The sequence below is a fragment of the Flagellimonas sp. 389 genome (assembly GCF_018449435.1).
In the GTDB taxonomy this organism is placed as follows: Bacteria; Bacteroidota; Bacteroidia; order Flavobacteriales; family Flavobacteriaceae; genus Flagellimonas.
In genome coordinates, this window is the sequence record NZ_JAHCMU010000014.1 from 46,762 (window position 1) to 72,083 (window position 25,322).

Here is a 25,322-nt window from a genome sequence, read left to right on the forward strand (position 1 = left end):
ATTTGTTTAGGCAAGTAACCCTGAAAGCAATCTAAACTATCATAATGGGCCTGTCAAAAAACCTATAGTATTGATAATCAATATTCGGTTTTGACAGGCTCATTCTTAAAACAAACGTTTTTAAACGTCCATATCATTGAATTATTCCGTACATACTTAAAGGTAAAGCACTTATGAAACCAATAATCCTTATGCTATTGTTCGTTTTAAGTAATTCTTGTAATGAATCTGAAGATATAGCGCTGTTAGAAAATACTGAAGAGGAACAAACAATACCTCAGCAACAAGTAATAGGTCCCGGCGAAGTTTTGTTCAAAATCAAGATTCTTGAAACGGCAGGAACCGATAAGGAACTATGTGGCACCCAAAAAGAAAATGTATTTGGGGTAGAGGTTGTAGAGGTCATGGAATTGGGAAGCAGTTTGAACCAAAAACTGCCAAAAAAACATCAAATGGATGTTTCCTTTCTTTTTAAACCAGACCCATTGGCGACTGGAACTATAATTGAAGCCAAAGCTAAAGAAACCCTTTGCCAAGATTCTTCTGTCACCTATTTTACCATTATTGCACATAAAATATTGGAATAGCAGTTTTTTTCTCCTTACATTGGATATCCTAATTAGTAATACGGGGTATGAGAAAAGTTTTCTGTATTGGCGAGCTTTTAATAGACTTTGTTGCCGAAAAACAGGGCAACGACCTTTCAAAAGCCATTGAGTTCACCAAAAAAGCTGGCGGAGCTCCTGCAAATGTAGCCTGTGCTATCTCAAAACTTGGTGGCCGAGGTGTTTTTGTGGGGTGTGTGGGAGATGATCCTTTTGGAAATTTTTTGATTGACACCTTAAAAAGGGAAAGCGTTGACGTTTCTTTTGTCCAACGTTCCAAAACTTTTACAACCCTTGCATTTGTTTCATTGGCCGAAGATGGGGAACGGGATTTTGTTTTTAGTAGAGGTGCCGATAAGGAACTTGCCTATGAAGCAGAGCTCAGAAAAGACTTCAATGGGAATCTACTACATCTAGGCGCAGCAACGGCACTTTTGGGAGGTACTCTTGAAAAAACATATGGTAAGTATTTGTTCGATGCGCTTACCAAGGACATGTTTATAAGTTTCGACCCAAATTTTAGAAGTGATCTTTGGAAAGAAAACGAGCAGCAGTTCGTTAAAAAGTGCATGCCTTTTGTCGAAAAATCCCATTTGTGCAAATTCAGTTTAGAAGAAGCCCAATTGTTGTCGGGCAAAGAAGATATTCACGAAGCCTGTGGTTTTCTTCATGAAATTGGCACAAAAATAATTACGATAACACTGGGCAAAGAAGGAACCTTGTTAAGTGCGAACAACGTTAGAAAGATTGTACCAAGTATTGAAGTTAAACCTGTGGATACTACTGGTGCTGGTGATGCTTTTATCGGTTGTCTTTTACAACAAGTTGCTGTCTTGGACAATTTTAATCAACTTTTTGAGGACGGAAGTATCCTGTTGAAAATGGTTGAAAAAGCAAACAAAGCTGGAGCACTTACCACTACCGACTATGGTGCAATCGCTGCCATGCCCACTAAATCCCAGCTTGAAGATTAATGAACCAGGCCGCCTTACACCAGTTGATTTCTTCTAAATCAAAGGAGAAGAACCCTGAAACACCGCTCAATCTACGTTTAGCTACAAACCTGAGTTTAATCCAGCAATCGTTTTTTTCAATTTACTCTGAAGAAAAACATTTGGATGCGTTTCAGAAGTTACTCGACCTTTTTCCAAAATTATTTGCTCTAAGACCTGAGGCCCTTAAGCAGCAAGATCTAAAAAGATTGGAAGAAGGCAATTGGTATCTCTCAGAAAAAATGGTGGGGATGCAATTGTATGTGGAACATTTTAATGAAGACCTAAAAGGACTTCAAGAAAAAATTCCCTACCTAAAAAAATTGGGGATCAACTTTTTACATTTAATGCCAATAACCCCACGTCCAAAAGGTGAAAATGATGGAGGTTATGCAGTGAATAGTTATTATCAGGTAGATAAAAAATATGGTACTAAAAAAGATTTACTTGAATTGGCGGCAGCGCTAAGAAAACAAGATATGTTCTTGATGCTGGATTTTGTGGTCAATCATACTTCCAATGAATTTCCTTGGGCAAAAAAAGCGGCTCAGGGCAATAAAAAATATCAAGGGTATTATTACACCTTTGAAGACGAAACCATTCCAAAGGAATTTGAAAAATCCTTGCCAGAGGTTTTCCCAGAAACTTCGCCCGGTAATTTCACTCATATACCTGAAATGGATAGATGGGTGATGACCGTTTTCAACGATTATCAATGGGATCTTAACTATACCAACCCAGAAGTATTCATGGAGATGTTGACCAACTTGGTAAAACTGACCAATATGGGTATCGACTTGGTACGGTTCGATGCACTGGCATTTCTTTGGAAAAAAATAGGCACTGACTCTCAAAATCTTCCTGAAGCGCACAACCTCATTACATTGTTCCGAATGTGTTTACAGGTAATAGCGCCAGGAACAATATTTTTGGCCGAAGCCATTGTAGCGCCTACAGAAATTATCAAATATTTTGGAGAAGACCAAAAAGAGGGCAATGAATGCGAAGTTGCTTATAACGCGTCTTTAATGGCGCTATTGTGGAACTCCATTGCAACAAAAAAAACCAACTTGTTGTACAGAAGCTTGACCAATATTCCTGCAAAACCAAAAGACTGTACGTGGATCAATTACATACGTTGCCATGACGATATAGGCCTAGGATACGACGACAGGTTTATTGAAGCAATGGGTTGGAATCCACAGCAGCACCGAAAATTTTTGTTGGATTACTACTGCCAGCGATTGGACTGGTCTCCTGCACGGGGATTGTTATTTATGCACAATCCAAAAACCGGTGACGGAAGAATTACTGGAAGCGCAGCATCTTTATTAGGATTGGAAAAGGGGTTGGACAAGAAAGATGACGCTCTTATTCAGGAAGCCCTATCAAAAATCATCATGCTACATGGAATCATTCTTTCTTTTGGGGGTATCCCCATGATTTACGCCGGGGACGAAATAGGTACACTTAACGATTATTCTTTTTTGAAGGACGATTCAAAAAGAGAAGATAGCCGCTGGGTAAACAGACCCCAACAGGATTGGGAGATTATTGCCGAAGTGGAGAAGAAGGGTTTGCCCCAATCCAAAATATTCCTTGCATTACAAAAGTTGATTGCTCTTAGAAAAGAAAATCCCGTTTTTGCAGATGGTAATAGCTTTGCTTTATGCTATACAGGAAATGACCATATTCTTGCTTTTGAAAGAACGGACAATCTCAAAAATGGATTATTGGTCATCTGTAATTTTGATGAGAATCCCCAAGTAGTAGAAGCAAGTTGGATCTTAAAACTCGGTTACTTTGCAAAAGGCGAACCAAAAGATTTGGTCTCTGACGAAAAAGTATTCCTAAAAAGTGGGTTACTGGAACTAATGCCCTATCAAATACTTTGGCTTAAAAAGTCTTAATTGTATCTCACTTTTCTCAAAATACGCAAAGACTCCTTTAGCGAACCATAAACACGTTTGTTTGCTAATTTCAATAATGGTCGGGCAAGTTCCATTTGTTCCTTGGCTTCTTCAAATCCATTTAGGTAGCAAATAAGATACGTTGCAGGCAGGTGTGTCAAATCTTTTTCCTCTGTCTGATTCAATTTGATTTTCTTTTCCAGCTTCTGCAACAAAGAATTATTAATATTTAAAACATGATGTAGTGTTTTTTTATCATACTGTGGTGGTTCAAAAACCAGTTTACTATTTATCGTATACTTTCCATTATCGGAAAAAGTAATTACCATTTCTTCTAATGGAAAATACTTTTGTTGCGAACCCAATCCCAGCTGTACAAATTCCAATGTGCTGAATGAATCGTCATCGTAGGTAATGGTAATCTCATCCAGGGCAGAATAAAACAATTTGACCTGTTCATTGATCAATTCAATATCTACTCTGGAATAATAGTTTTTATTGTTGACCTTTTTTTTATTCCCTGCCCAACAGACTACAAATTGTTCTTTAAAAACCTTATAATCGCTAGTTAAGTCCGCATGCCTATTGTTCATAAAATTGATGACCGCATCAAGAGTGAGCTCTATGTTATTGCGGGCATGTAGTTCTATGGTCGCTACGGCTTCAGAATTAATATCCTTTAATTCAATATCAAAAGCTTTGGGCAGGCTTATACTGCCTTCCCTAAAGAACACGGCCCCACCATAATATTTCCATATGTTTTTCCTAAGTGCACATACCTTACCGTTGGACCTTATGGTGACCAATCCCACAACCTTGCCTTCTGGTAAATGCGGAAATGGGATATTCTCATATGAAATGATGGGGGGATTGTCCAAGTAGGCATTTACCAAATTTTGAATCTTACTATCATCAAAGAAATCTACCCCCACAATCTTATTGTCCTCGTCCTCTACGCCGATTACAATAAAAGAATTGTTTATAGGATTACTGTTTGCAAGTGCGCAAACATGCTTTAAAAACTTTGCCTTACCTTCTTTCTCGCCAATGGATATGAACCTCTTTTTATCGTAAAAGCTATTCTCATCATTATGTGCTAAAAGGTTCTTTACAAGAAGGCGTTTATTGATCATAGCAAAATAGGATAGCCCTTGTAAAGTTATAAAACCAAACCTTTTAAAAGCCTATGGTTGATAAGATGTTAACTAGTTTTCCATTGCAGGGGCATTCTCAGGTCCGTTCATCCAAAACACGGAAAACAGGGGTATGTACCAGAGTAGTAAAGCGTATTTTTGTTGGAATCGTCAAAACTTTTGATCAAATGAAAAAGTGTGTCTTTATTTTGATTTGTACAGCATTGGTGAATTTCAGTTGCAGTGATTTCAAAAAAGTAGGACCGATTATTACCAGTGAAATACCTGGGGATTTTATTGGTTATGCAACGGACATTAGTCAAGATGGAAGCATTATAGCTATGGGCGCTCCTTTTAATGACACAGCGGCTTTAGGCGGTGGAGAAGTAAAAATATTAAAGAACGAAAATGATAAATGGCAACCTCTTGGAAAGCCATTGCACGGGAAGAAGATAGGCGGGCATTTTGGTTATGAAGTAAAGCTGAACGCAACGGGAAAGATTGTGGCGATAAGCGCCCCCAACAGTAATTCCAATGGTGAAAGGGCAGGACTGGTCCAAGTTTTTGAGTTTACCAAAAATGGATGGGAACAACTTGGGCAAGACTTAACAGGGGAAAATCCTTATGACAATTTTGGAAAAAGCGTATCCCTAAGCGATGATGGGAAAACACTGGCCGTTGGTTCGCCCAAAAACCAAAAAAGCGATAAAGATACCGGACATGTACAAGTATACAATTTAAATAACGGCCAATGGAAACCATTGGGCAATGCAATAAAGGATAAAATCTTTTTGTCGGATAAAGAAAGTATTTATGATGTTCGTATAGATATGGAAATCGTAGAAGTCCCATATTTTGGTAATTCGATAAGCCTTAGTGGTGATGGCAGCACTATAGCTGTTGGTTCGGAAACCGGTTTTAGTGAACGGTTTTATTCAGATGCCGATTATACTACTACCGGATCGGGCACCGAGAGCGTATTGGTATTCAAATGGGATGGTTCCTTTTGGCTATGTGTTGGTAATCCCTTGTTATCAAATGAAGATTATGCCCCTGGTTTTGGAGAAAGTGTATCGTTAAATTATGACGGGTCTGTTCTTGCCATTGGATGTAACGGCTATCAAACCTACAAAACCACTGATGATGGAGAAGATTTGTTAACCGGTTTTGTAGATACTTACCAGCTAAATTCCCAAGGAAGCTACACACTTAAGGGAGAACGTATTTATGGTATAGACTTGGGGGCTTTTGGCATGGAAGTTTGTTTGGACAATGAGGGCGGTACCTTATTGGTCAGTAGTTACGGAAGAGACGATGATTCCAAAGCGTTAAATATGAACTTTGTTTCATTGTTCAATTTTAGGGATGGCCAGTGGCAGTTTCAAGGAGAAAAAATAAAACGTGATCAGGCTTATGAAAATTTTGAAACTTCCATCGCCTTGAGCAATGACAGCAATACATTCATTATGGGCAATTGCAATATAGATGACGACGACACCGGCTACGGAGAAGTCTTAGTTTATAAAAACAAGAAAAAATGAAAACACATCACTTATTATGTCGTTTACTGCTTGTCTTTTTTTCGATTGGGCTTCTATTTTCGTGTTCTGAAAACAACAAAAATCAAAAATATACATCCAAAAATTGGAAACAAGTTGGAAACACTATAACCTTAGAAAAAAGTCCTATATCCAATAGTGGAAAAAAAAATCTATTTGTTTCCCAATCACCTTTGACCATCGGTGTCGCCGATTTTGAAAAACCCATGGATACTACATATATTCCAATGGTCGCCAAGCTCTTTGAACAAGATGAGAACAAGCAGTGGAATGCACATATCCCAAAAAAAGGAGATACCGCCTTGATGGCACAAGCAGGTGTTTTTTCAATGGCAAAAACCAAACCACGCCTTGTGGCGGGACATTTGGCCTATTACGAGGGTTCCACTCACATAGTAACCGCCGAATCTTCCGATGGGAAATGGACTTTTATAGACACCCTCGATATTGAAACCAGTACATATCGCTCTTTTAATGAGGTAAAACTTAGTGATGATGGCAATACATTGATTGTTTTCCCCCAAATGGCTTACTTAACATATGCCTCCGTACAATTATTTGAAAGAATCGAAAAGAAATGGTCTCCAAAGGGAGAACCTATTGTCGTAAAACACCTAGAACCTGAAGATTACAGTGGAGGTAACTTTTTAAATTATGTGGCACTGAGCCCAGATGGCTCAAAAGTAGCATTCGGTAATCCTTTTGATGATGTAAACGGCCCAAGTTCAGGCAGCGTTAAAGTATTTGCTTTTAATACCAACCTAAAAGAATGGGAGCAGGAAGGAAATACAATACATGGCGATTATCCTTACCAGTCTTTTGGTTTATCAATGTCTTTTGCACCCAATGGAAAGGGCTTATTGGTAAAAAGTCATACACGCAGGGAAAAAGACAAACGTTTTTTCTTTGAATTCGATGGAAAAAAGTGGATCAAAAACCCTGATTATTTTAAAATTGAAAAAGATAGTATTGTAGGCGAAATCATTTCAATCCATGAAAACGGACAGACACTATTATCATCAGATGCCGAATCCAACGATTTCTATGACTACCCAGAAGTAATCCACCTATACGAAAGGCAGGATAACAGATGGAAAAATATTGGAACAATAATAGGAACCCATGGGATGGTCTTAGAATATGAATTCATTCCTTCAAAAAATTCCATCACAATCCTATTCGACAACTATCCAACTCTAAAAATAGCATCGTATACAGTGGACCGTTAATTTTTTTTGATTATCGTAGAGCTGGCCTGAGCTGTTGGCATCACTACCAAATCTGCAATATTTACATGATAGGGCCTTGTAATCGCAAAGTGAATAATGTCCGCAATGTCCTCTGGTTGTAGAGGCTGATACCCTTGATACACTTTCTCGGCTTTTTCGGTATCTCCCTTAAAACGGACATCACTAAACTCCGTTTCCACCAGTCCCGGGTTTATCGCTCCAACTCGAATCCCGTGTGCATTCAGGTCTATCCGCATCCCTTGGTTTATGGCATCTACAGCATGCTTGCTGGCACAGTATACGTTCCCTTTTGGATATACCTCTTTACCGGCCGTCGAACCTATATTGATGATATGACCAGATTTACGCTTTACCATTTGTGGCAATACCGCTTTCGACATATATAAAAGTCCTTTTACATTTATGTCGAGCATAGTATCCCAATCATCTATATTTCCTTGGTCGATGGTGTCCAATCCGTGTGCGTTTCCAGCATTGTTCACCAACACATCGATTTTAGAAAATGCTTCGGGCAATGTTTCTATTGCTTCAAAAACAGCAGATTTGTCCCTGACATCAAAGTTCAAAGTGTGGACATTGGTAAAATTGCTCAACGTTTCTTTAAGTTCATGTAATAATTCCTTCCTGCGCCCACAAATTATCAAATGAAACCCTTCTTTTGCCAGTAAAGTGGCTGTCGCTTTTCCTATTCCACTGGTCGCTCCAGTGACCAATACCGTTTTTATACCGTCCATGTTGTGGTGAAAATAAAAAATTAAACCCTTAAATACTTCACAAAACTAGGGCTTTGCCATTTTTTTTAACCATTAATTAACAGACGGATTTTAAATTAATTTTCATTTTGCACTTCTTAGAATAAACACATACATTAACACAATATTTTTAAAAGTTCCTATGGAAGAAAACACTACTATAGATATTAGTGCTGTGAATGAGAAAATTGCCCAGGAAAGTGCATTCATTGATTTGCTCACTCTGGAAATGAACAAAGCCATAGTTGGTCAAAGACATATGGTGGAACGATTGCTCATTGGTCTCTTGGGCAGGGGTCATATCCTATTGGAGGGGGTTCCAGGTCTTGCAAAAACTTTGGCGATCAACACTTTGGCAAAAGCAGTTAAAGGAGATTTTAGTAGAATTCAGTTTACGCCTGATCTTTTACCTGCAGATGTTGTTGGAACTTTGATTTACAACATGAAAGAGAATGATTTCTCGATAAAAAAAGGTCCAATTTTTGCAAATTTCGTTCTAGCGGATGAAATCAACAGGGCTCCAGCAAAAGTACAGTCAGCATTACTGGAAGCCATGCAGGAACGGCAAGTTACCATTGGGGACGAGACGTTTAAATTAGAAGCCCCTTTCCTGGTCATGGCAACGCAAAACCCAGTTGAGCAAGAAGGAACATACCCCTTGCCCGAAGCTCAGGTTGACCGTTTTATGCTAAAGACCGTTATAGATTATCCCAAGCTCAATGAGGAACAACTCATCATGCGGCAAAATCTAAAGGGCGCCAACGAACCTATAAAACCAGTGGTTACCCTAAAGCAGATTTTGAGTGCGCAGCAAGCAGTGCGTGAGGTTTATATGGATGAGAAAATAGAAAAATATATATTGGATTTGGTATTCGCTACCCGTTATCCAGAAAAATACAATCTTGAAAATCTTAAACCCCTGATCAGTTTTGGTGCTTCTCCAAGGGGAAGTATCAATTTGGCAAATGCCTCCAAATGCTATGCATTTATTAAAAGAAGAGGATATGTCGTTCCGGAAGATGTTAGAGCTGTTGTGCACGATGTATTGCGGCACCGTATCGGAATAACCTATGAGGCCGAAGCTGAGAACGTCACTTCCGAAGAAATCATAAACAAGATTGTCAACGAGGTAGAAGTACCCTAGAAAAGTCTACAGTTGACAGTTGTAGTTGGTGGTTTTAAATAACCTTCCACCACTAAATACTGACGGCTAAACACTGTTTACTTATAAATGGATACAAAAGAGCTACTAAAAAAAGTCCGTAAAATTGAAATAAAGACAAGACGTCTTTCCGACCATATTTTTGGTGGGGAATACCATTCTACCTTTAAAGGTAGGGGTATGACCTTTAGCGAAGTACGGCAGTACCAATTTGGGGACGATGTAAGAAGTATCGATTGGAACGTAACCGCCCGTTATAATGAGCCCTACGTAAAAGTTTTTGAAGAAGAACGGGAACTCACCATGATGCTAATGGTGGACGTTAGTGGCTCCGAACTTTTTGGAACAACAAATCAGTTTAAAAAAGGAGTTGTTACAGAAATATCGGCAACCTTGGCGTTCTCTGCCCTTCAAAACAATGATAAAGTGGGATTAATTTTATTTTCAGATGAAGTAGAACTATATATTCCACCAAAAAAAGGAAAAAGCCATGTCCTTCGTATTATTCGTGAGCTTTTGGAATTTACACCAAAAAGTAGCCAGACCAATATTGCGCAAGCGCTAAAATTTCTTACCAATGTAATGAAGAAGAAGGCCATAGTCTTTATGCTTTCAGACTTTATTGCTGACGATTATAACAATACACTTCGCATTATTGGCAATAAACACGACGTTACGGGGATACGGGTTTTTGATGAACGAGAAGAAGCCATTCCAAATATAGGCATGGTACAAATGCAAGATGCCGAAACCGGGGCACTACAATTGGTTAACACACGATCCAAAAAAGTACGTAACGCTTATGGGCAATTTCATAAAGAAAAAGTCGAATACTTTTTGGATTCATTCACCAAATCGGGTTGTGGTGTTATAAACTGTAGAGTGGACGAAAGCTACGTAAGAAAATTGTTGGGTTATTTTAAACGAAGAGGATAAATGGAGTTCGAAGTACGAAATACGAAGTGCAGCTTAAACAGCGTCCAAAACTCTTGGTTCTTGACGCTTTGGGCTTTTTTATTTGTATTTCTTACCTCCCAAGAACTCTCTGCTCAGGAAAGTTCTAAAGTCAAAGCGGAAATTGATACTACGAACATTAAAATTGGAGAGCAGATACAATATAAAATTACAGTAGAGACGGACTCAACTGATATTGTACATTTTCCAGAAGGGCAAACCTTTTCACCTTTAGAGACGGTTGACGCCATAATGATGGATACGGTAAAGAACAAAAACAAAGTGACTCTTCAACGTGTATATGCACTAACCCAATTTGATAGTGGCGCATATACTATTCCGCAGCAGCGGATAGCTATCAACGAACAACCTTTCCTAACCGATTCCTTTCGCATAAAAGTAACCGATGTCGCAGTGGATACCACCAAGCAGAAGATGTTCGACATAAAACCTTTGATCCAGGTTGAAAAGAGTTATGCCAACGTCTGGAAAACGGTAGTTTGGATAATTCTGGTATTAGTTATAATAGGTGGTTTACTTTATTGGTTCTTTTTGAGGAAGAAACCTTTAACAGAAGAAGAAAAAGAAGCATTGTTGCCACCTTATGATCGTGCCCTTCTTGAACTTAAAAAACTTGAAAATTCGAGATACCTTATTCAGGACGAGTATAAAAAATATTATTCAGAACTTACGGATATCGTCCGCTCCTACTTGGAAGAAGACGTAAATATATCCGCTTTAGAAAGTACTACAGGACAGTTAATGGCAAAACTGGAAATGCTCAAAGATGCAGGTGAACTAAAATTGGACGATGAGACCCTAAAGCAATTTCAAAACATATTACAAACCGCCGATTTGGTAAAATTTGCCAAGTCCAAACCCTCAACCTCAATAGCCGAACAGGATAGAAAAGCTGTAGAGCAAATCGTCGTAAAAACCCGTGAGGCGCTACCGGAACCCACAGAGGAAGAATTGCTCAAGAACGAGGAGTACTTGGAAGAGCTCGAAAAGAAAAAACAACGCAAGAAAATCTATTGGGTAGCGGCAATTTTTGCTGGAATTATAGTTTTTAGTATTGTTTTCTCACTGGTCTTTTTTGGAGTAAAAGAAGTTAGGGATACGGTTTTTGGTTACCCTACAAAAGAACTATTGGAAGGGGAATGGGTCTCAAGTTCATACGGCTTTCCTCCTATAGACATAGAAACGCCCGAGGTCCTCCTTCGAAAAGAAATAGAACTACCTCCAGAAACCCAAGAGCTTATTAAAGAACTGCAGACTTTTTCATATGGAAGTTATGTAGGCATCTTCTCGGTCACAACGAGTTCTATCACCTACAAAGAACAAACAGACCCTGATTTTGAAGCAGCCATTGGTGCTACCTTGGGAACATTTGAAAGTCTTGGGGTCAAGAATATTATTACCAAACAAGAAGAATTTGCCACAAAATCTGGAATACAGGGTATAAAGACATTTGGTACCGGCAATTTTAAAAATCCAGACGGTGACGAATCAAAAAAAGCCAAATACACTATTCTATCCTTTGGAGGTAAAGGATTTATGCAGCAGATTATCATTACTTGGGAAGATGGTGATGACTATGCCGAGCAAATAGTTGATAGAATATTGAGTGCCGTGGACGTAAAAACACAGACATAAATGTTTAAAAATATAGAATTTGCAAATCCGGAATTTTTTTGGTTGCTACTTTTGCTTCCAGTGGCTTTGCTATGGTATTTTTTTAAACGCAAAGACCAGGTCGCATCCTTAAAAATTTCCAGTATAAAAGGATTCACCGTTGATAATTTGGTTTCAAAGTTAAGGCCTGTACTTTTTGTACTTCGTCTTTTAGCACTTGCAGCTATTGTAATGGCATTGGCAAGACCGCAGACCGAGGATATTTCTACCAGAACCAAGACAACCAAGGGAATAGACATTGTTATGGCGATAGATGTATCGTCAAGTATGTTGGCCCGCGATTTAAAACCGAACAGACTATCTGCACTAAAAGAAGTTGCAGGAGAATTTATCAAACAGCGCCCCAACGACCGTATCGGTTTGGTGGGTTATGCCGGTGAAAGTTATACCAAGACCCCTATTACAAGTGACAAATCCATTGTTCTGCGTGCCCTAAAGGAAATTACCTATGGAGAGCTCGAAGATGGTACCGCTATAGGCATGGGATTGGCAACTTCGGTAAACCGATTAAAGGAAAGTAAGGCGATAAGCAAAGTTATTATTCTCTTAACAGACGGAGTCAATAATTCTGGCTTTATTGAACCGAACACTGCTGCAGACCTGGCCATTGAATTTGGTATAAAGACCTACACCATAGGACTTGGCACCAATGGTAATGCACTGTCTCCAATTGCCTATAATGCAGATGGAACTTTTAGGTACGGAATGCGCCAAGTGGAAATAGATGAAAAATTATTACAGGAAATCGCTACTGCTACAGGTGGAAAGTATTTTAGGGCAACCGACAACGAAAAGTTGGAAGCCATTTACGACGAAATCAATAAACTGGAAAAAACCGAAATAGAGGAGTTCAAATATTACAAATACGAAGAAAAATTTAGACCATTAATATTATTGGCAGGAGCTTTGCTATTATTGGAATGGGCATTACGAAACTCAATTTTTAAAAGTTTTATTTAGAAAAGAATGATTCAGCTCGACGAAAAAATATATTTCTACTTACTGGCCATTGTTCCAGTGATAGTTCTTGCGTTCTTCTTTCTTCAAATCTGGAAAAAAAGGACGCAACGTCAATTTGCAGATCAAAAGTTGTTAAAACGATTGGCCCCGAATAAATCAAAATTAAAATCGGCCTTAAAACTTATTTTTCTTTCATTGGGCCTTACTTTTCTAATTATTGCACTTGTAAACCCTAAAATTGGCACAAAACTGGAGACCGTAAAACGTGAAGGTGTGGACATTGTTTTTGCCTTGGATGTTTCTAAAAGTATGTTGGCCGAAGATATTGCGCCAAACCGATTGGAAAAAGCAAAAAGGCTCATTTCTGAAATCATCAATCAGTTGGCTAGCGACCGTATTGGAATTATAGCCTATGCCGGACAAGCCTACCCACAATTGCCTATAACAACGGATTATGGAGCGGCAAAAATGTTTTTGCAGAGTATGAATACCGATATGCTGTCTTCGCAAGGAACGGCAATAAACGCTGCAATAGATTTGGCAAGTACCTATTATGATGATTCCGAGCAAACCAATAGGGTCTTATTTATTGTTTCCGATGGAGAAGATCATTCAGAAAGTACGACTTTGGATGCTGTGGAGTCCGCTTCAGAAAGCGGTATCCGCATTTTCACCATAGGTGTCGGAAAACCAAAAGGTGCCCCAATACCCATCAAACGAAAAGGAGTTGTCGAAAGTTTGAAAAAGGATTCGCAAGGGGAAGTTGTCATCACAAAACTGAACGAGACAATTTTATCGGAAATAGCCGATCAAGGAAATGGTGAATATATAGATGGTTCCAATACAGAAGATGCCGTGGATTTAATCAAAGAACAATTGGACCAAATGGACAAAAAAGAATTTGAGGCCAAACAGTTTGCAGAATACAAAGACCAGTTTCAATGGTTCTTGGGTATAGGTCTATTATTTTTATTTTTGGATATCTTCCTTTTGGACAGAAAAACAAAATGGTTGAAAAAACTAAATCTTTTTAATGAACATGATGATGTATAAGATAAGATTAATAGTAAGCCTGTTTCTTTTGATAACGATAACCTTAAAAGCGCAGGACGATATAGCAGAGAAAGAGGCTGAAAAATCGCTTACAGCTTCAAAAAACCTTACTTGGGAAGCAAATAAGGAACTTACAGAAAATGATTTTATAACTGCTGAAGCAGACTACAGGAAAGCAATTTCTAAAAGCGGTGAAAATGCCGTTGCGCCTTTTAATCTTGGCAATGCCTACTATAATAGAGAAAACTTTCAAGAGGCTTTTGGTAGGTTTAAACAGGCGGGCGAGACAGCAGAATCCAAACCAGAAAAACACAAATCCTATCACAATATGGGCAATGTGTTCATGAAGAACAAGGAATATCAAAAGGCTGTAGAAGCCTACAAGGAAGCCCTTAGAAATAATCCGACAGATGAGGAGACCCGTTATAATCTGGCCTTAGCTAAAGAAATGCTAAAAAAACAACAGGACGAACAAAAGAACGACCAAAACCAAGACAATAAGGACAAAAAGAACGAGGAAGACCAGAAAGACAAAAATCAGGATCAGGACGATAAGGGAGAGAACGATAAGGAGAATGAAGGGGAACAGAATGAGGATGAGAACAAAGATGATGGCGATGAAGGAGATAAAGGGGAAAACAAGCCCGAAGAGAATAAAGAAGGTGAAGGAGATAAGAAAGAAGAGCAAAAGAAAAAGCCAAATGAAGGCGACCAACCCCAAGAACAAAAACAACAACCAAGACCCAATCAACTTTCTAAGCAACAGATTAAGAATCTGCTAGAAGCCATGCAGAACGAGGAAAAGAAAGTACAAGAAAAAATGGAGGCAAAAAAAGTGAAGGGCAAGAAAATCAAAAATGAGAAGGATTGGTGATGATTAAGACATGGTACTGTTTTATTATCCTTTTGAATATCTCCCTGTTTACGGGGTTCTATTCCTATGCTCAAGAAAACGAGGTTACTTTTGAGGTAAAGCTCAGCAAGGAAAAACTGGGTATAAATGAACGATTACGGGTAGACTTTACCATGAACAAGGACGGGGATAATTTTAATCCTCCCTCTTTTGAAGGCTTTAAAGTGGTTATGGGGCCTTCACAATCCATAAGCTCCTCTTGGATAAACGGTAAACGTAGTTATTCAAAATCCTATTCCTACATACTGGTTCCTACGGCAAGAGGAAAGTTTACGATAAAACAGGCCACTATAGAAATTAGTGGAGAAACGTATAAAACGCTTTCAAAAACAGTTGAAGTCACTGCAGCTGTCGATAAGCCAAGCGACCAGAAAACCGTGGACGACGTAGCAGATGAAAACCTGCATCTTGTTGCAGAAGTGTCCAAGGGGAATCCATACCTGAACGAAGCGGTAACCGTTGTATACAAACTATATGTAAGTCCAAACATAAGTGTTACAAACTATCGCCCTTTGGATAACCCTAAGTACAACAATTTCTGGAGCCAAGATATCCCAGTAACAAAACATAGTGCCCAGAATGGCACGTATAAGGGAAAGCCTTATCGCTATGTTGTCCTTAAAAGAGTCGTGCTCTATCCCCAAAAATTTGGAAGCTTGGAAATAGAACCACTTTCACTTGAGATTTTTGTGGATGTTCCAACGAACAGAAGGGATTTCTTTGGTGGACGTATTTACACACAAACGAGCAAAACTGTATCGGCAGGCAGACGCACATTAAACGTAAAAGCATTGCCAGAAGCGGGGAAACCGGCTAATTTTGGTGGTGCTGTTGGAGACTTTAAATTTTCGGTAACATCGAGCAAGAAACGATTGAATGCATCAGAATCGTTACAGGCAAAAGTAGAAGTATCCGGGAAAGGAAACTTAAAATTATTTCAATTGCCAGAACCCGAACTACCAAGCGCACTTGAAGTTTACGAACCTGAGTACGATGAAAACGTACGTACCCTGATTTCTGGAATGGAAGGAAAAGTGGCCGATAATTACACCATAGTTCCTTCATTCAGAGGAAAATACCCGATACCCAGTATTTCCTTTAGCTACTTTAATCCAAAGACAGCGAAGTACGTTACTTTAAATTCCGAGGAAATAAACATTGAAGTGCTGGAGGGTCCTGTAAATTCTTCTTCAAACACAACTGCTTCATCTAGCAATAAACAATTTGTGGTTGCCACAGGAAAGCAATTTCATTTTATAAAATTGAATCCTAATCTTAGTAAAATAGGAACCAGTTATTTCTTTGGTTCCAACAATTTTTATCTTCTATTGTTCTTGCCGTTAGTATTGATTCCCATTGCCGTGTTCTCCTTTAAGAAAAAAGAGGCAATTGCAAGTGATGTCGTAGGCAACAAAATAAAGAAGGCCAATAAACTTGCCAGAAAATACCTTTCTACCGCTAAAAAGGAACTTGGCAACAAGGAAGCATTTTATGTAGCTTTGGAAAAAGGCCTTCACAACTACCTTAAGGCAAAATTAAAAATTGAAACTACGGAGTTCAGCAAAGAAAAAATCACGGCTATCTTGACCGAAAAGAAAGTGGACACTGTTGATATTGATGGATTCATAAGTTTACTCAAAAATTGTGAAATGGCTCGCTATAGTCCCTTCTCCGATGTTCAAATGAAGCATGATTACGATAGTGCAAGCGAAGTAATCTCTAAATTGGACAAACAATTATGAGCATAAAAAAGTTGGCCATACTAATCTGTCTATTTTCGGTTTACCTCGGAGTATCCCAAAACGAGGCCCGTTTTACAAGAGCTACGGAACACTATAACAAAGGGGAATATACACGGGCGATAGAAAATTATGAGCAAATATTAGAAAACGGGGAACACTCTGCCTCACTCTATTTTAATTTGGGCAATTGCCACTACAAACTAAATGCCATTGGCCCCAGCATCTATTATTATGAAAAGGCGCTTTTGTTGAAACCAAACGATAGCGAAATTCTTAACAATCTTGCTTATGCGGAAAACATGAGGTTGGACGCTGTCGAGGAAATTCCCAAAACAGATATTGCTGCGTTGTATTCCAATGTTGTTAACATGCTATCCTTTGATCAGTGGTCCTATTTAGCAGTTGCTTTGATTTTCCTATTTGTTTTAGCTTATTTAGCATATTTTTTCTTGCGCTTTGCCACTCAAAAACGAATTGCTTTCATTACTAGTGTCATCTCCTTGATTCTTGGTTTTTTTAGCATCTTGATAGCATATCTCCAGTATCAGGATTTTAAAAAGGATAACCCTGCCATCATCTTCAGTTCGGAAGTCAAGATAACTTCGGAGCCCAATACCAACAGTGAAGTTGTATTTACACTACATGAAGGAACTAAAGTCAATGTTTTAGATGAACTCGAAGATTGGAAAAAAATAAGGCTTGCAGATGGGCAAACCGGCTGGTTGACGAGTGAAAATCTAAGATTATTAAAAGATTTTTAGCCAAGGTTCGACAAAAATTAATAGTTTTACTATTATTCATGTAAAAAGCAACCCAGTGTTAAGAACAATTTCATTTCCTTGTATTGCGCTATTGCTGATATTCTCCATTTTGGCCCCGTCCATTATGCCCTTGCTTAGCCAAAAACATGATATTGTTGTTCTTGCAGATACTAATGAAGAAGAAAAGAATCATGAAAAAGAGTCTGAGAAGAAGTTTGATGAAAAAGATTTGTTCTTGCCCAAGTATGTGTCACCCCATTTTATTCTCCTTCAGAATAAAAATCTAAATCACATTGGATATACCTTTCCAGCTTCCAATTTTAATGCTGATATTGTAGTTCCACCTCCTAGGAATTTTAGTTAAAATTGTTTTTTTAGTTTCTAATCCTCTTCAAAGATTATTTATTTTGAAGACCAATCCAGTTTAATAATATGTTCAAGTATATAAAAAATGACCTGCCGGCAAGTATTGTCGTATTCTTTGTTGCTCTTCCCCTTTGCCTTGGTATTGCACTGGCTAGTGGTGCACCTTTATTTTCTGGCCTCATCGCAGGAATTGTTGGCGGTATATTGGTTGGTGCACTCAGTAATTCGCAAATTGGGGTGAGTGGTCCTGCAGCCGGTCTTGCCGCAATAGTTTTAACCGCGATAGGTACCCTGGGAGGTTTTGAAAATTTTCTGGTCGCTGTAGTACTTGGTGGTATCATTCAAATTATTTTTAGCATTTTAAAGGCAGGTGTTATCGCTTATTATTTTCCTTCATCTGTTATCAAGGGAATGTTGACCGGTATAGGTATAATTATAATTCTAAAACAGATTCCTCACTTTTTTGGCTATGATGAAGACCCCGAAGGAGATTTTTCGTTTTTTCAAGTGGATGGAGAAAATACGTTCAGCGAAATTCTGAATGCTATAAACTTTATAAGTCCCGGTGCTACCCTTATAGCTGTAATTGCACTAGCTATTTTGATATTATGGGATCAAGTATTGAGCAAGAAGTCCAAGGTCTTCAAACTAATTCAAGGACCTTTGGTAGCAGTCGTTGTAGGTATATTATATTTTGTTTTCACTAAAAATAACGAGCAACTGGCAATCTCAAGTGAACATTTGGTAAGTGTTCCCATTCCCGAGAGTATAGACTCTTTTAAAAACCTTTTACGGTTTCCAAACTTTGGTGTAATCGGTAATCCGGAAATTTGGATTACGGCGTTTACTATCGCTCTGGTAGCCAGTTTAGAGACATTGTTATGTGTGGAAGCTACGGATAAGTTAGATCCTTATAAAAGAACTACTCCAACGAATAGAGAACTATTGGCACAAGGAATAGGAAATAGTGTTTCGGGTTTACTTGGTGGTCTACCTGTAACCCAAGTAATAGTAAGAAGTTCTGCAAATATTCAATCCGGTGGTAGAACCAAAGCCTCGGCAATTATCCATGGATTTTTTCTGCTCATTTCGGTAGTACTTATTCCGAAATTACTCAATATGATTCCTTTATCCGTGTTAGCGGCCATTTTGTTCATTGTTGGATATAAATTGGCCAAACCAGGTCTTTTTAAAAAAATGTACCATCTGGGCTGGAAACAATTTGTTCCCTTCGTAGTCACCGTAGTCGGAATCGTATTCACGGATTTATTGGTAGGTATTGGTCTTGGTTTAGGAGTAGGTATCATAGTTATTTTGATAAAGAGCTATCAAAATTCCCACTTTCTCCATATTGAGGATAAAAGCAACGGTGCCCATAAAATTAAAATGACCTTAGCAGAAGAAGTAACATTTTTTAACAAAGGTGCCATCTTGAAGGAATTGGATAGTCTTCCTGAAAATTCATATCTTGAATTGGACGTTAGAAAAACTCGCTATTTAGATAACGATATTATTGAGATCTTGGAAGATTTCTCAGAAAAAGCCAAAAATAAACACATAGAGATAAAACTAATTTCCGAAAGAGGAGAAGTAGAAAATCCAGAAAGCTATATTCAGTTTTTCAAATTGGACAAGGAATCACAAAAAAATATAGAAAATGATTACGCAAACTAAACAAACCCAAGCTGCTCTTAACCCTAGCATGGCTTGGGAACTTTTAAAAGAAGGCAATAAACGCTTTGTTGAAAAAAGTCAGGTAAAAAGGGATTTATTGACTCAAGTGGTCGAAACCTCCCTGGGACAATATCCATTCGCAACAATTTTGAGTTGTATAGATTCACGAGTTTCATCTGAACTGATTTTTGACCAAGGTATAGGTGATATATTTAGCGCCCGTGTGGCCGGTAATATTGTGAACGAAGATATTCTCGGGAGCATGGAATTTGCCTGTAAACTGGCAGGAACCAAAATCATAGTGGTATTGGGACATACAAGCTGCGGTGCAGTAAAAGGTGCCTGTGACGATGCAAGAATGGGCAATCTTACAGTGCTCCTAAACAAAATAAAACCTGCGGTCGATGGTGTTGCCGAACCCAAAGATCAAACGCAGCGCAATTCTAAAAATATCGATTTTGTGAATTCCGTAGCTGAAAAAAATGTAAGCCTGACCATTGGTAACATAAGACGTCAAAGTCCCGTTCTCAAAGAAATGGAAGAAAATGGAGAAATAATCATTGTTGGGGGCATGTACAATGTTTCGAATGGGGAAGTCCGCTATTTGTAGTATCGATTTCATAAAAAATATTTTTAAAAGGCCAGTGTTTAACACATTATTGGCCTTTTTTAGTATCTCAAATTTGCTATCTTGACATTCATACGGTATAACCTAAGCGCAGACCATGTTCAAGCACTTTAGAGGAGATTTATTTGGCGGTATTACAGCTGGTATTGTAGCACTCCCCTTGGCACTCGCATTTGGTGTTAGTTCTGGTCTTGGCCCCAGTGCAGGACTTTACGGCGCAATTTTCATTAGCTTTTTTGCTGCGCTTTTTGGAGGAACAAATACTCAAATATCTGGCCCCACCGCTCCCATGACAGCAGTAAGCATGGTAGTCATCGCTGGTATAGTTGCAATAAATGATGGTGATATCAATAAAGCACTTCCAGCAATACTTACTATTTTTCTTTTGGCGGGAATAATGCAAATTGGATTGGGATTACTAGGGCTTGGAAAATACATAAAATACATCCCTTATCCTGTAGTTTCAGGATTTATGACAGCCATAGGGGTTATTATTTTAGTGACACAGATCTTGCCTGCCATTGGTTATTATCCCAAAGAGGATTCTGAGTATGTAAATCGGTTTATGCCAGATGCAGAGGAGGAAATACTTGAAAATATATTAAAAGATGAAGCAGGGGAAGGTATATTGGTCTTGGAGGATTTTGAAGAGACCATAAAAAGAGCCGATGAAATAACCCCCGCCGATAGGCAAAAAGAAGCCAAAACCTTGGCGGCCAAAGATGCTTCTGGAGTTGTTGGAACATTTAAAGTATTACCAAGAGCATTAAAAAACATCAATTGGCTGGAACTTGGGTTGGCCTTGGCAACTATTTTTATAATTTATGGCTTTAAACGGGTAACTACGGCTGTTCCCAGTACGTTAGTTGCACTGATACTGGTATCGGGCATAGCCTACGGCTTTGATTTGGCCTATAGGCCCATTGAACAAATCCCAAGTGGTTTACCTTTACCAAACCTCGAAATTTTCACCGCATTTAAAATTAGTTCCATCTCCCCATATATATTTACGGCCTTGACTTTAGCCCTGCTTGGCGCCATTGATTCTTTGTTGACTTCTGTTGTTGCCGATAACATGACCCAGACCAAGCACAAACCAAATAAAGAATTGGTTGGGCAAGGTATAGGTAATAGCGTAGCCGCTTTATTTGGAGGAATACCTGGCGCTGGAGCCACCATAAGAACCGTTGTGAACATAAATTCTGGAGGGAAAACCAAACTTTCAGGTATGATTTCAGGGATACTTTTATTGATGATTTTTCTGGCATTAGGACCGGTCGCATCCCAGATTCCAGCGGCTGTGCTAGCTGGTATTTTGGTCACCGTAGGTATTGGTGTTATGGACTATAAAGGGTTGAAAGCTATTCCCTACCTTCCAAAGGACATTAAGTTAGGGCCTATAAAACTTAGTTCGGAAGTCATTATCATGCTATCTGTTATGGTACTTTCTTCTGTTTGGAATTTAGTATATGCCGTGGGAATTGGATTGGTCTTCGCCTCATTGATGTTCATGAAAAAAATGGGAGATCTAACTGCGCAAAGATCAGATGTAAAAGCGCTTTCCAGCGAAAAAGCATGGGCAGACGAGAAAGATTTTCCAAAGGATTTAGCTAAAGAAGTTTTTATCAAACATGTCAAAGGACCTCTATTCTTTGGTTCAACGAGCGAGTTCCAACAACTGGCACAACAAATCCCATATACCGCAACAACCGTAATTATACGATTGGGGCGTATGCAATATCTAGATCAGTCCGGTCTTTATGCCATGGAAGATGTGCTGCAGGATTTAAAGAACAACAATGTAGAGGTACTCTTGGTAGCTATTCTTGAACAACCAAAATATATGATGGAGCGTATAGATATTATTCCAGATCTAATTGCAAGAGAACATATTTTTAACGATTTCAAGAGCTGTATTAACTGGATAGAAAGAAACATTAAGAATCCTTAACCAAATAATAGCTTCAATACGTGCTGGTCCTAGTTTTCTATGCTAGCACAAAATTTTCCAAACGATTTGGGTCCAATTTACAAGGAGACCCTAGCAGAAAAGTTTATTATAAAACCTTTCAATACATTGAGCAATGCTGTTTTTCTTATCATTTTAGTATTTGATATCGCAGTTTTCTTTAGAAGTATCGATTTAAAACAATCTGTTTTTGAAATGGGAACGCACTGGTTATGGCACTTTTTTGGAGGCGTAGCAGTTCATTGCCTCATTGCCTATATATTCAAGGACAATTTGCTAAATTTGTCCGCTACGAGCGACAACCATGATCGAGACAATAAAAGAACACTTGAGCGAAGTTGAGCAATTCACTTCGACCTCAAAAGATGAAATAGAAGCTTTCCGAATTAAATATTTAGGAAAAAAAGGACTCTTGAATACATTCTTTGCTGAATTTAAAAATGTTCCAAACGAACAAAAAAAAGAATTCGGTCAAGTTATCAATCAACTCAAAGGGACAGCTACAGAAAAGGTAAATTCCCTAAAAACAGCACTCGAAAACAGTGCCGAAATAAATGGCAAGTTTGGGGACTTGACAAGACCTGGGGAACCTATCGAAATTGGTGCAAGACACCCAATATCAATAGTAAAAAATCAAATTATCGATATTTTTTCACGGATAGGTTTTAATGTCTCCGAAGGTCCTGAAATTGAGGATGATTGGCATAATTTCACTGCATTGAACTTACCGGAATATCATCCTGCCCGGGATATGCAGGATACGTTTTTCATTCAGACCGATCCAGATATTTTATTGCGCACCCATACCTCATCCGTTCAGGTTAGGTATATGGAAAACAATAAGCCCCCTATTCGAACGATTTCCCCTGGAAGAGTTTATCGCAACGAGGCAATTTCGGCACGTTCGCATTGTTTTTTTCATCAAGTTGAAGGTTTGTATGTAGATAAGGACGTTTCGTTCGCAGATTTAAAACAAACACTCCAATATTTTACTTCTGAGATGTTCGGAAAGTCAAAAATTCGTTTGCGCCCCTCCTATTTTCCATTTACAGAACCCAGTGCGGAAGTTGATGTCTATTGGGGCCTTGAAACAGAAACTGATTATAAAATGACCAAGGGTACCGGATGGTTGGAAATAATGGGTTGCGGAATGGTCGACCCAAATGTATTACAGAATTGTGATATTGACCCAGAAGTCTATTCCGGTTTCGCATTTGGTATGGGTATTGACCGTATTGCATTGTTACTCCATCAAATTTCTGATATCCGCTTGTTGAGTGAGAACGATATTAGGTTCTTAGAGCAGTTCAAGAGTTCTTTATAAACCTTATTTCATTTAGGGTCGCTTCCTCTCTAGATTTTTCGAACAGTACTATTTTATTTAGCATGAAAACCATGGTAATAAAAGAAAAGTCATTGTAACAACAATACCTAAACGCATATTTTATTCTAAACAAGTGCCTTAAAGAAAACAATTTCTTTGAAAGAGACCTTTTTACTTCCTATTTTTAGGACTCAACTTTGTAACCATGATCAAATCAATTTACAATTCAAAATATCTTAAAGGTGATGTTACGGGAGGGCTCGTAGCAGGTGTTGTTGCATTGCCCTTGGCACTTGCATTTGGAGTACAATCTGGATTAGGGGCCATAGCCGGGTTATATGGAGCAATAGCTGTTGGCATTTTAGCAGCTCTCTTTGGGGGTACCGCTACCCAAGCAAGTGGCCCAACAGGTCCAATGACAGTAGTATCCGCTGCATTGGTTGCCAATGCAATCGAAGTTGCAGGAAGCTTACAAGATGCCATGGGCATTATTCTGTTGAGCTTTTTAGTTGGAGGTGCTTTACAAATTATTTTTGGACTGATCAATATTGCTGGTTACATCAAATATTTTCCTTATCCTGTGATATCAGGTTTTATGAGCGGTGTAGGGTTGATTATCATCATTTTACAAATCTTCCCATTTGTTGGATTGGGTTCACCAAAGTCCACGATCAAGGTTATTATTGATTTGCCCAGAATGTTTGCAGAGTTCAACTGGCAAGCATTGGCCTTGGGAGGACTGACGGTGCTCATCTATTATATTTTTCCAAAAATCACAAAGGCTATTCCAAGTGCATTGGTTGCACTGATCGGAGTGTCCATTTTTGCTTATTTCATTAAATGGGATGTGCCTATCATTGGTGAAATTCCATCTGGTTTGCCAGCATTGCAATTGGAAGGTTTATTTAGCATAGACAGTAGTGCCTATTTTATGGTTTTGGAATATGGAATGGTATTGGCCGTTTTGGGCTCAATAGATTCCTTGTTAACATCTGTAATAGCAGATAACATGACCAAAACAAAACATAATAGCAATCGGGAATTGATTGGTCAAGGTATTGGAAACATGGCTGCTGCACTCATTGGTGGAATACCTGGTGCAGGGGCAACAAAAGGTACGGTTGTCAACATTAATAATGGCGGTCGTACCAGGCTCTCTGGGGCTTTACATGGAGCATTTTTACTAACTGTTCTTTTAGGCCTTAGCTCGCTTGCAGCATTTATTCCGTTGGCCGTGTTAGCTGGTATTCTGATTCCTATCGGTTTTAAGATTATTGACAAAAAAGGATTAAAACATTTAAGAATCATTCCCAAGGCTGATGCTGTTGTTCTCATCATCGTATTACTTTGGACCACGTTTGGCAGTCTAATACAAGCTGTAGGTATTGGCGTAACGCTCGCCGCTTTGTTATTTATGAAAAGAGCAAGTGATATTGGTGAAAAAGGTATGCAAGTAGGAACATTGGCTGGTTTTGATGGGGAAAAACCATGGGAAGATGAAACCAATTTATCCCAAAAACTTAGTGAGCAAATCTATATCAAACATTTGTACGGTCCTTTGTTCTTTGGTTTTACTTCCCACTTTCAAGAGCAGGTCAAAACCGTTGGCAATGAAATAAAAGTTTTGATTTTCCGAATGGATAGGGTACCACATGTGGATCAATCCGGGGTGTATGCTTTGGAAAATGCTGTTTTGGATTTGACCCTTAAAGGAATGAAGGTTGTTATTACTGGACTGAAGGAACAACCCAAAGATATATTGACCTCTGTTGGTATCATCCCAGATTTGGTTCCTGAAGAACAAGTATTCCCAAATATTGAAGAAAGTTTTGATTGGATTTCCAAAGAATTGGAACAATAAGTTCGGATTTTATTGAGATCATGGATAAAAACAACAATTTTCCTATATTTTTATTTAAA

Annotated in this window: 22 protein-coding genes; 20 read left to right on the forward strand and 2 right to left on the reverse strand. The window is 38.6% G+C overall.

Annotation, left to right across the window (positions count from 1 at the left end; all coding sequences use genetic code 11):
- The first annotated feature begins 173 nt into the window (after positions 1-173).
- From KIM67_RS12955 to KIM67_RS12965, 3 genes are read left to right on the forward strand one after another with little or no spacing between them, the layout of a single operon-like run.
- Complete coding sequence (locus KIM67_RS12955) at positions 174-587, forward strand: hypothetical protein (RefSeq protein WP_213831982.1); 414 nt, start codon at positions 174-176, stop codon at positions 585-587.
- Positions 588-634: 47 nt separating this feature from the next.
- Positions 635-1,579 carry a carbohydrate kinase gene (locus tag KIM67_RS12960; protein ID WP_213831983.1) on the forward strand — a complete coding sequence of 315 codons (945 nt, stop codon included), beginning with the start codon at positions 635-637 and terminating at the stop codon, positions 1,577-1,579.
- Positions 1,579-3,507 (forward strand): alpha-amylase family glycosyl hydrolase, encoded by a 1,929-nt coding sequence (locus tag KIM67_RS12965; protein ID WP_213831984.1) that lies wholly within the window; start codon positions 1,579-1,581, stop codon positions 3,505-3,507. Before KIM67_RS12960 ends, KIM67_RS12965 begins: the two co-directional genes overlap by 1 nt.
- Here KIM67_RS12965 and KIM67_RS12970 read toward each other — a convergent pair.
- Positions 3,504-4,640 carry an ATP-binding protein gene (locus KIM67_RS12970; RefSeq protein ID WP_213831985.1) on the reverse strand — a complete coding sequence of 379 codons (1,137 nt, stop codon included), beginning with the start codon at positions 4,638-4,640 and terminating at the stop codon, positions 3,504-3,506. The two genes, KIM67_RS12965 and KIM67_RS12970, sit on opposite strands and share 4 nt — an antisense overlap.
- A 188-nt stretch (positions 4,641-4,828) precedes the next feature.
- Between KIM67_RS12970 and KIM67_RS12975 the strand changes: the two genes are divergently transcribed.
- Entirely contained in the window at positions 4,829-6,181 is a 1,353-nt protein-coding gene (locus KIM67_RS12975; RefSeq protein ID WP_213831986.1) for an FG-GAP repeat protein, read from the forward strand.
- Positions 6,178-7,428, forward strand: a complete 1,251-nt coding sequence (locus tag KIM67_RS12980; protein ID WP_213831987.1) for an FG-GAP repeat protein — start codon at positions 6,178-6,180, stop codon at positions 7,426-7,428. Before KIM67_RS12975 ends, KIM67_RS12980 begins: the two co-directional genes overlap by 4 nt.
- Here the strand turns inward: KIM67_RS12980 and KIM67_RS12985 are convergent.
- Positions 7,425-8,183, reverse strand: a complete 759-nt coding sequence (locus KIM67_RS12985; RefSeq protein WP_213831988.1) for an SDR family NAD(P)-dependent oxidoreductase — start codon at positions 8,181-8,183, stop codon at positions 7,425-7,427. The genes KIM67_RS12980 and KIM67_RS12985 overlap by 4 nt on opposite strands.
- 160 nt (positions 8,184-8,343) lie before the next feature.
- Between KIM67_RS12985 and KIM67_RS12990 the strand changes: the two genes are divergently transcribed.
- The 15 genes from KIM67_RS12990 to KIM67_RS13060 all read left to right on the forward strand — a co-directional run bounded on the left by KIM67_RS12990 (position 8,344) and on the right by KIM67_RS13060 (position 25,263).
- Positions 8,344-9,345 (forward strand): MoxR family ATPase, encoded by a 1,002-nt coding sequence (locus tag KIM67_RS12990; RefSeq protein ID WP_213831989.1) that lies wholly within the window; start codon positions 8,344-8,346, stop codon positions 9,343-9,345.
- 87 nt (positions 9,346-9,432) lie between these two features.
- Complete coding sequence (locus KIM67_RS12995; RefSeq protein WP_213831990.1) at positions 9,433-10,299, forward strand: DUF58 domain-containing protein; 867 nt, start codon at positions 9,433-9,435, stop codon at positions 10,297-10,299.
- A complete protein-coding gene (locus tag KIM67_RS13000) occupies positions 10,300-11,973 on the forward strand; it encodes a BatD family protein (protein ID WP_213831991.1) in 1,674 nt (557 codons plus the stop codon).
- The gene (locus KIM67_RS13005; RefSeq protein WP_163417379.1) at positions 11,974-12,972 is read left to right on the forward strand and encodes a VWA domain-containing protein; all 999 of its coding nucleotides are present in this window, start codon (positions 11,974-11,976) and stop codon (positions 12,970-12,972) included.
- 6 nt (positions 12,973-12,978) lie between these two features.
- The gene (locus tag KIM67_RS13010) at positions 12,979-14,025 is read left to right on the forward strand and encodes a VWA domain-containing protein (protein WP_213831992.1); all 1,047 of its coding nucleotides are present in this window, start codon (positions 12,979-12,981) and stop codon (positions 14,023-14,025) included.
- Complete coding sequence (locus KIM67_RS13015; RefSeq protein WP_213832054.1) at positions 14,018-14,899, forward strand: tetratricopeptide repeat protein; 882 nt, start codon at positions 14,018-14,020, stop codon at positions 14,897-14,899. Before KIM67_RS13010 ends, KIM67_RS13015 begins: the two co-directional genes overlap by 8 nt.
- Positions 14,899-16,680, forward strand: a complete 1,782-nt coding sequence (locus tag KIM67_RS13020) for a BatD family protein (protein ID WP_213831993.1) — start codon at positions 14,899-14,901, stop codon at positions 16,678-16,680. Before KIM67_RS13015 ends, KIM67_RS13020 begins: the two co-directional genes overlap by 1 nt.
- Positions 16,677-17,441 (forward strand): SH3 domain-containing protein, encoded by a 765-nt coding sequence (locus KIM67_RS13025; protein WP_213831994.1) that lies wholly within the window; start codon positions 16,677-16,679, stop codon positions 17,439-17,441. Before KIM67_RS13020 ends, KIM67_RS13025 begins: the two co-directional genes overlap by 4 nt.
- Positions 17,442-17,496: 55 nt before the next feature.
- Positions 17,497-17,805, forward strand: a complete 309-nt coding sequence (locus KIM67_RS13030) for a hypothetical protein (RefSeq protein ID WP_213831995.1) — start codon at positions 17,497-17,499, stop codon at positions 17,803-17,805.
- A 68-nt stretch (positions 17,806-17,873) separates the two neighbouring features.
- Positions 17,874-19,481 (forward strand): SulP family inorganic anion transporter, encoded by a 1,608-nt coding sequence (locus KIM67_RS13035; protein WP_213831996.1) that lies wholly within the window; start codon positions 17,874-17,876, stop codon positions 19,479-19,481.
- Positions 19,465-20,091, forward strand: a complete 627-nt coding sequence (locus tag KIM67_RS13040; protein ID WP_213831997.1) for a carbonic anhydrase family protein — start codon at positions 19,465-19,467, stop codon at positions 20,089-20,091. Before KIM67_RS13035 ends, KIM67_RS13040 begins: the two co-directional genes overlap by 17 nt.
- Positions 20,092-20,206: 115 nt before the next feature.
- Positions 20,207-22,060: a SulP family inorganic anion transporter gene (locus KIM67_RS13045; protein WP_213831998.1), complete on the forward strand. Its 1,854-nt coding sequence runs from the start codon at positions 20,207-20,209 to the stop codon at positions 22,058-22,060.
- Positions 22,061-22,099: 39 nt separating this feature from the next.
- Positions 22,100-22,420 carry a hypothetical protein gene (locus KIM67_RS13050; RefSeq protein WP_213831999.1) on the forward strand — a complete coding sequence of 107 codons (321 nt, stop codon included), beginning with the start codon at positions 22,100-22,102 and terminating at the stop codon, positions 22,418-22,420.
- Complete coding sequence (gene pheS, locus KIM67_RS13055) at positions 22,383-23,402, forward strand: phenylalanine--tRNA ligase subunit alpha (protein WP_213832000.1); 1,020 nt, start codon at positions 22,383-22,385, stop codon at positions 23,400-23,402. Before KIM67_RS13050 ends, pheS begins: the two co-directional genes overlap by 38 nt.
- Before the next feature lie 205 nt (positions 23,403-23,607).
- On the forward strand, positions 23,608-25,263 hold the full coding sequence (locus KIM67_RS13060; RefSeq protein WP_213832001.1) for a SulP family inorganic anion transporter: 1,656 nt from the start codon (positions 23,608-23,610) through the stop codon (positions 25,261-25,263).
- Positions 25,264-25,322 lie beyond the last annotated feature (59 nt).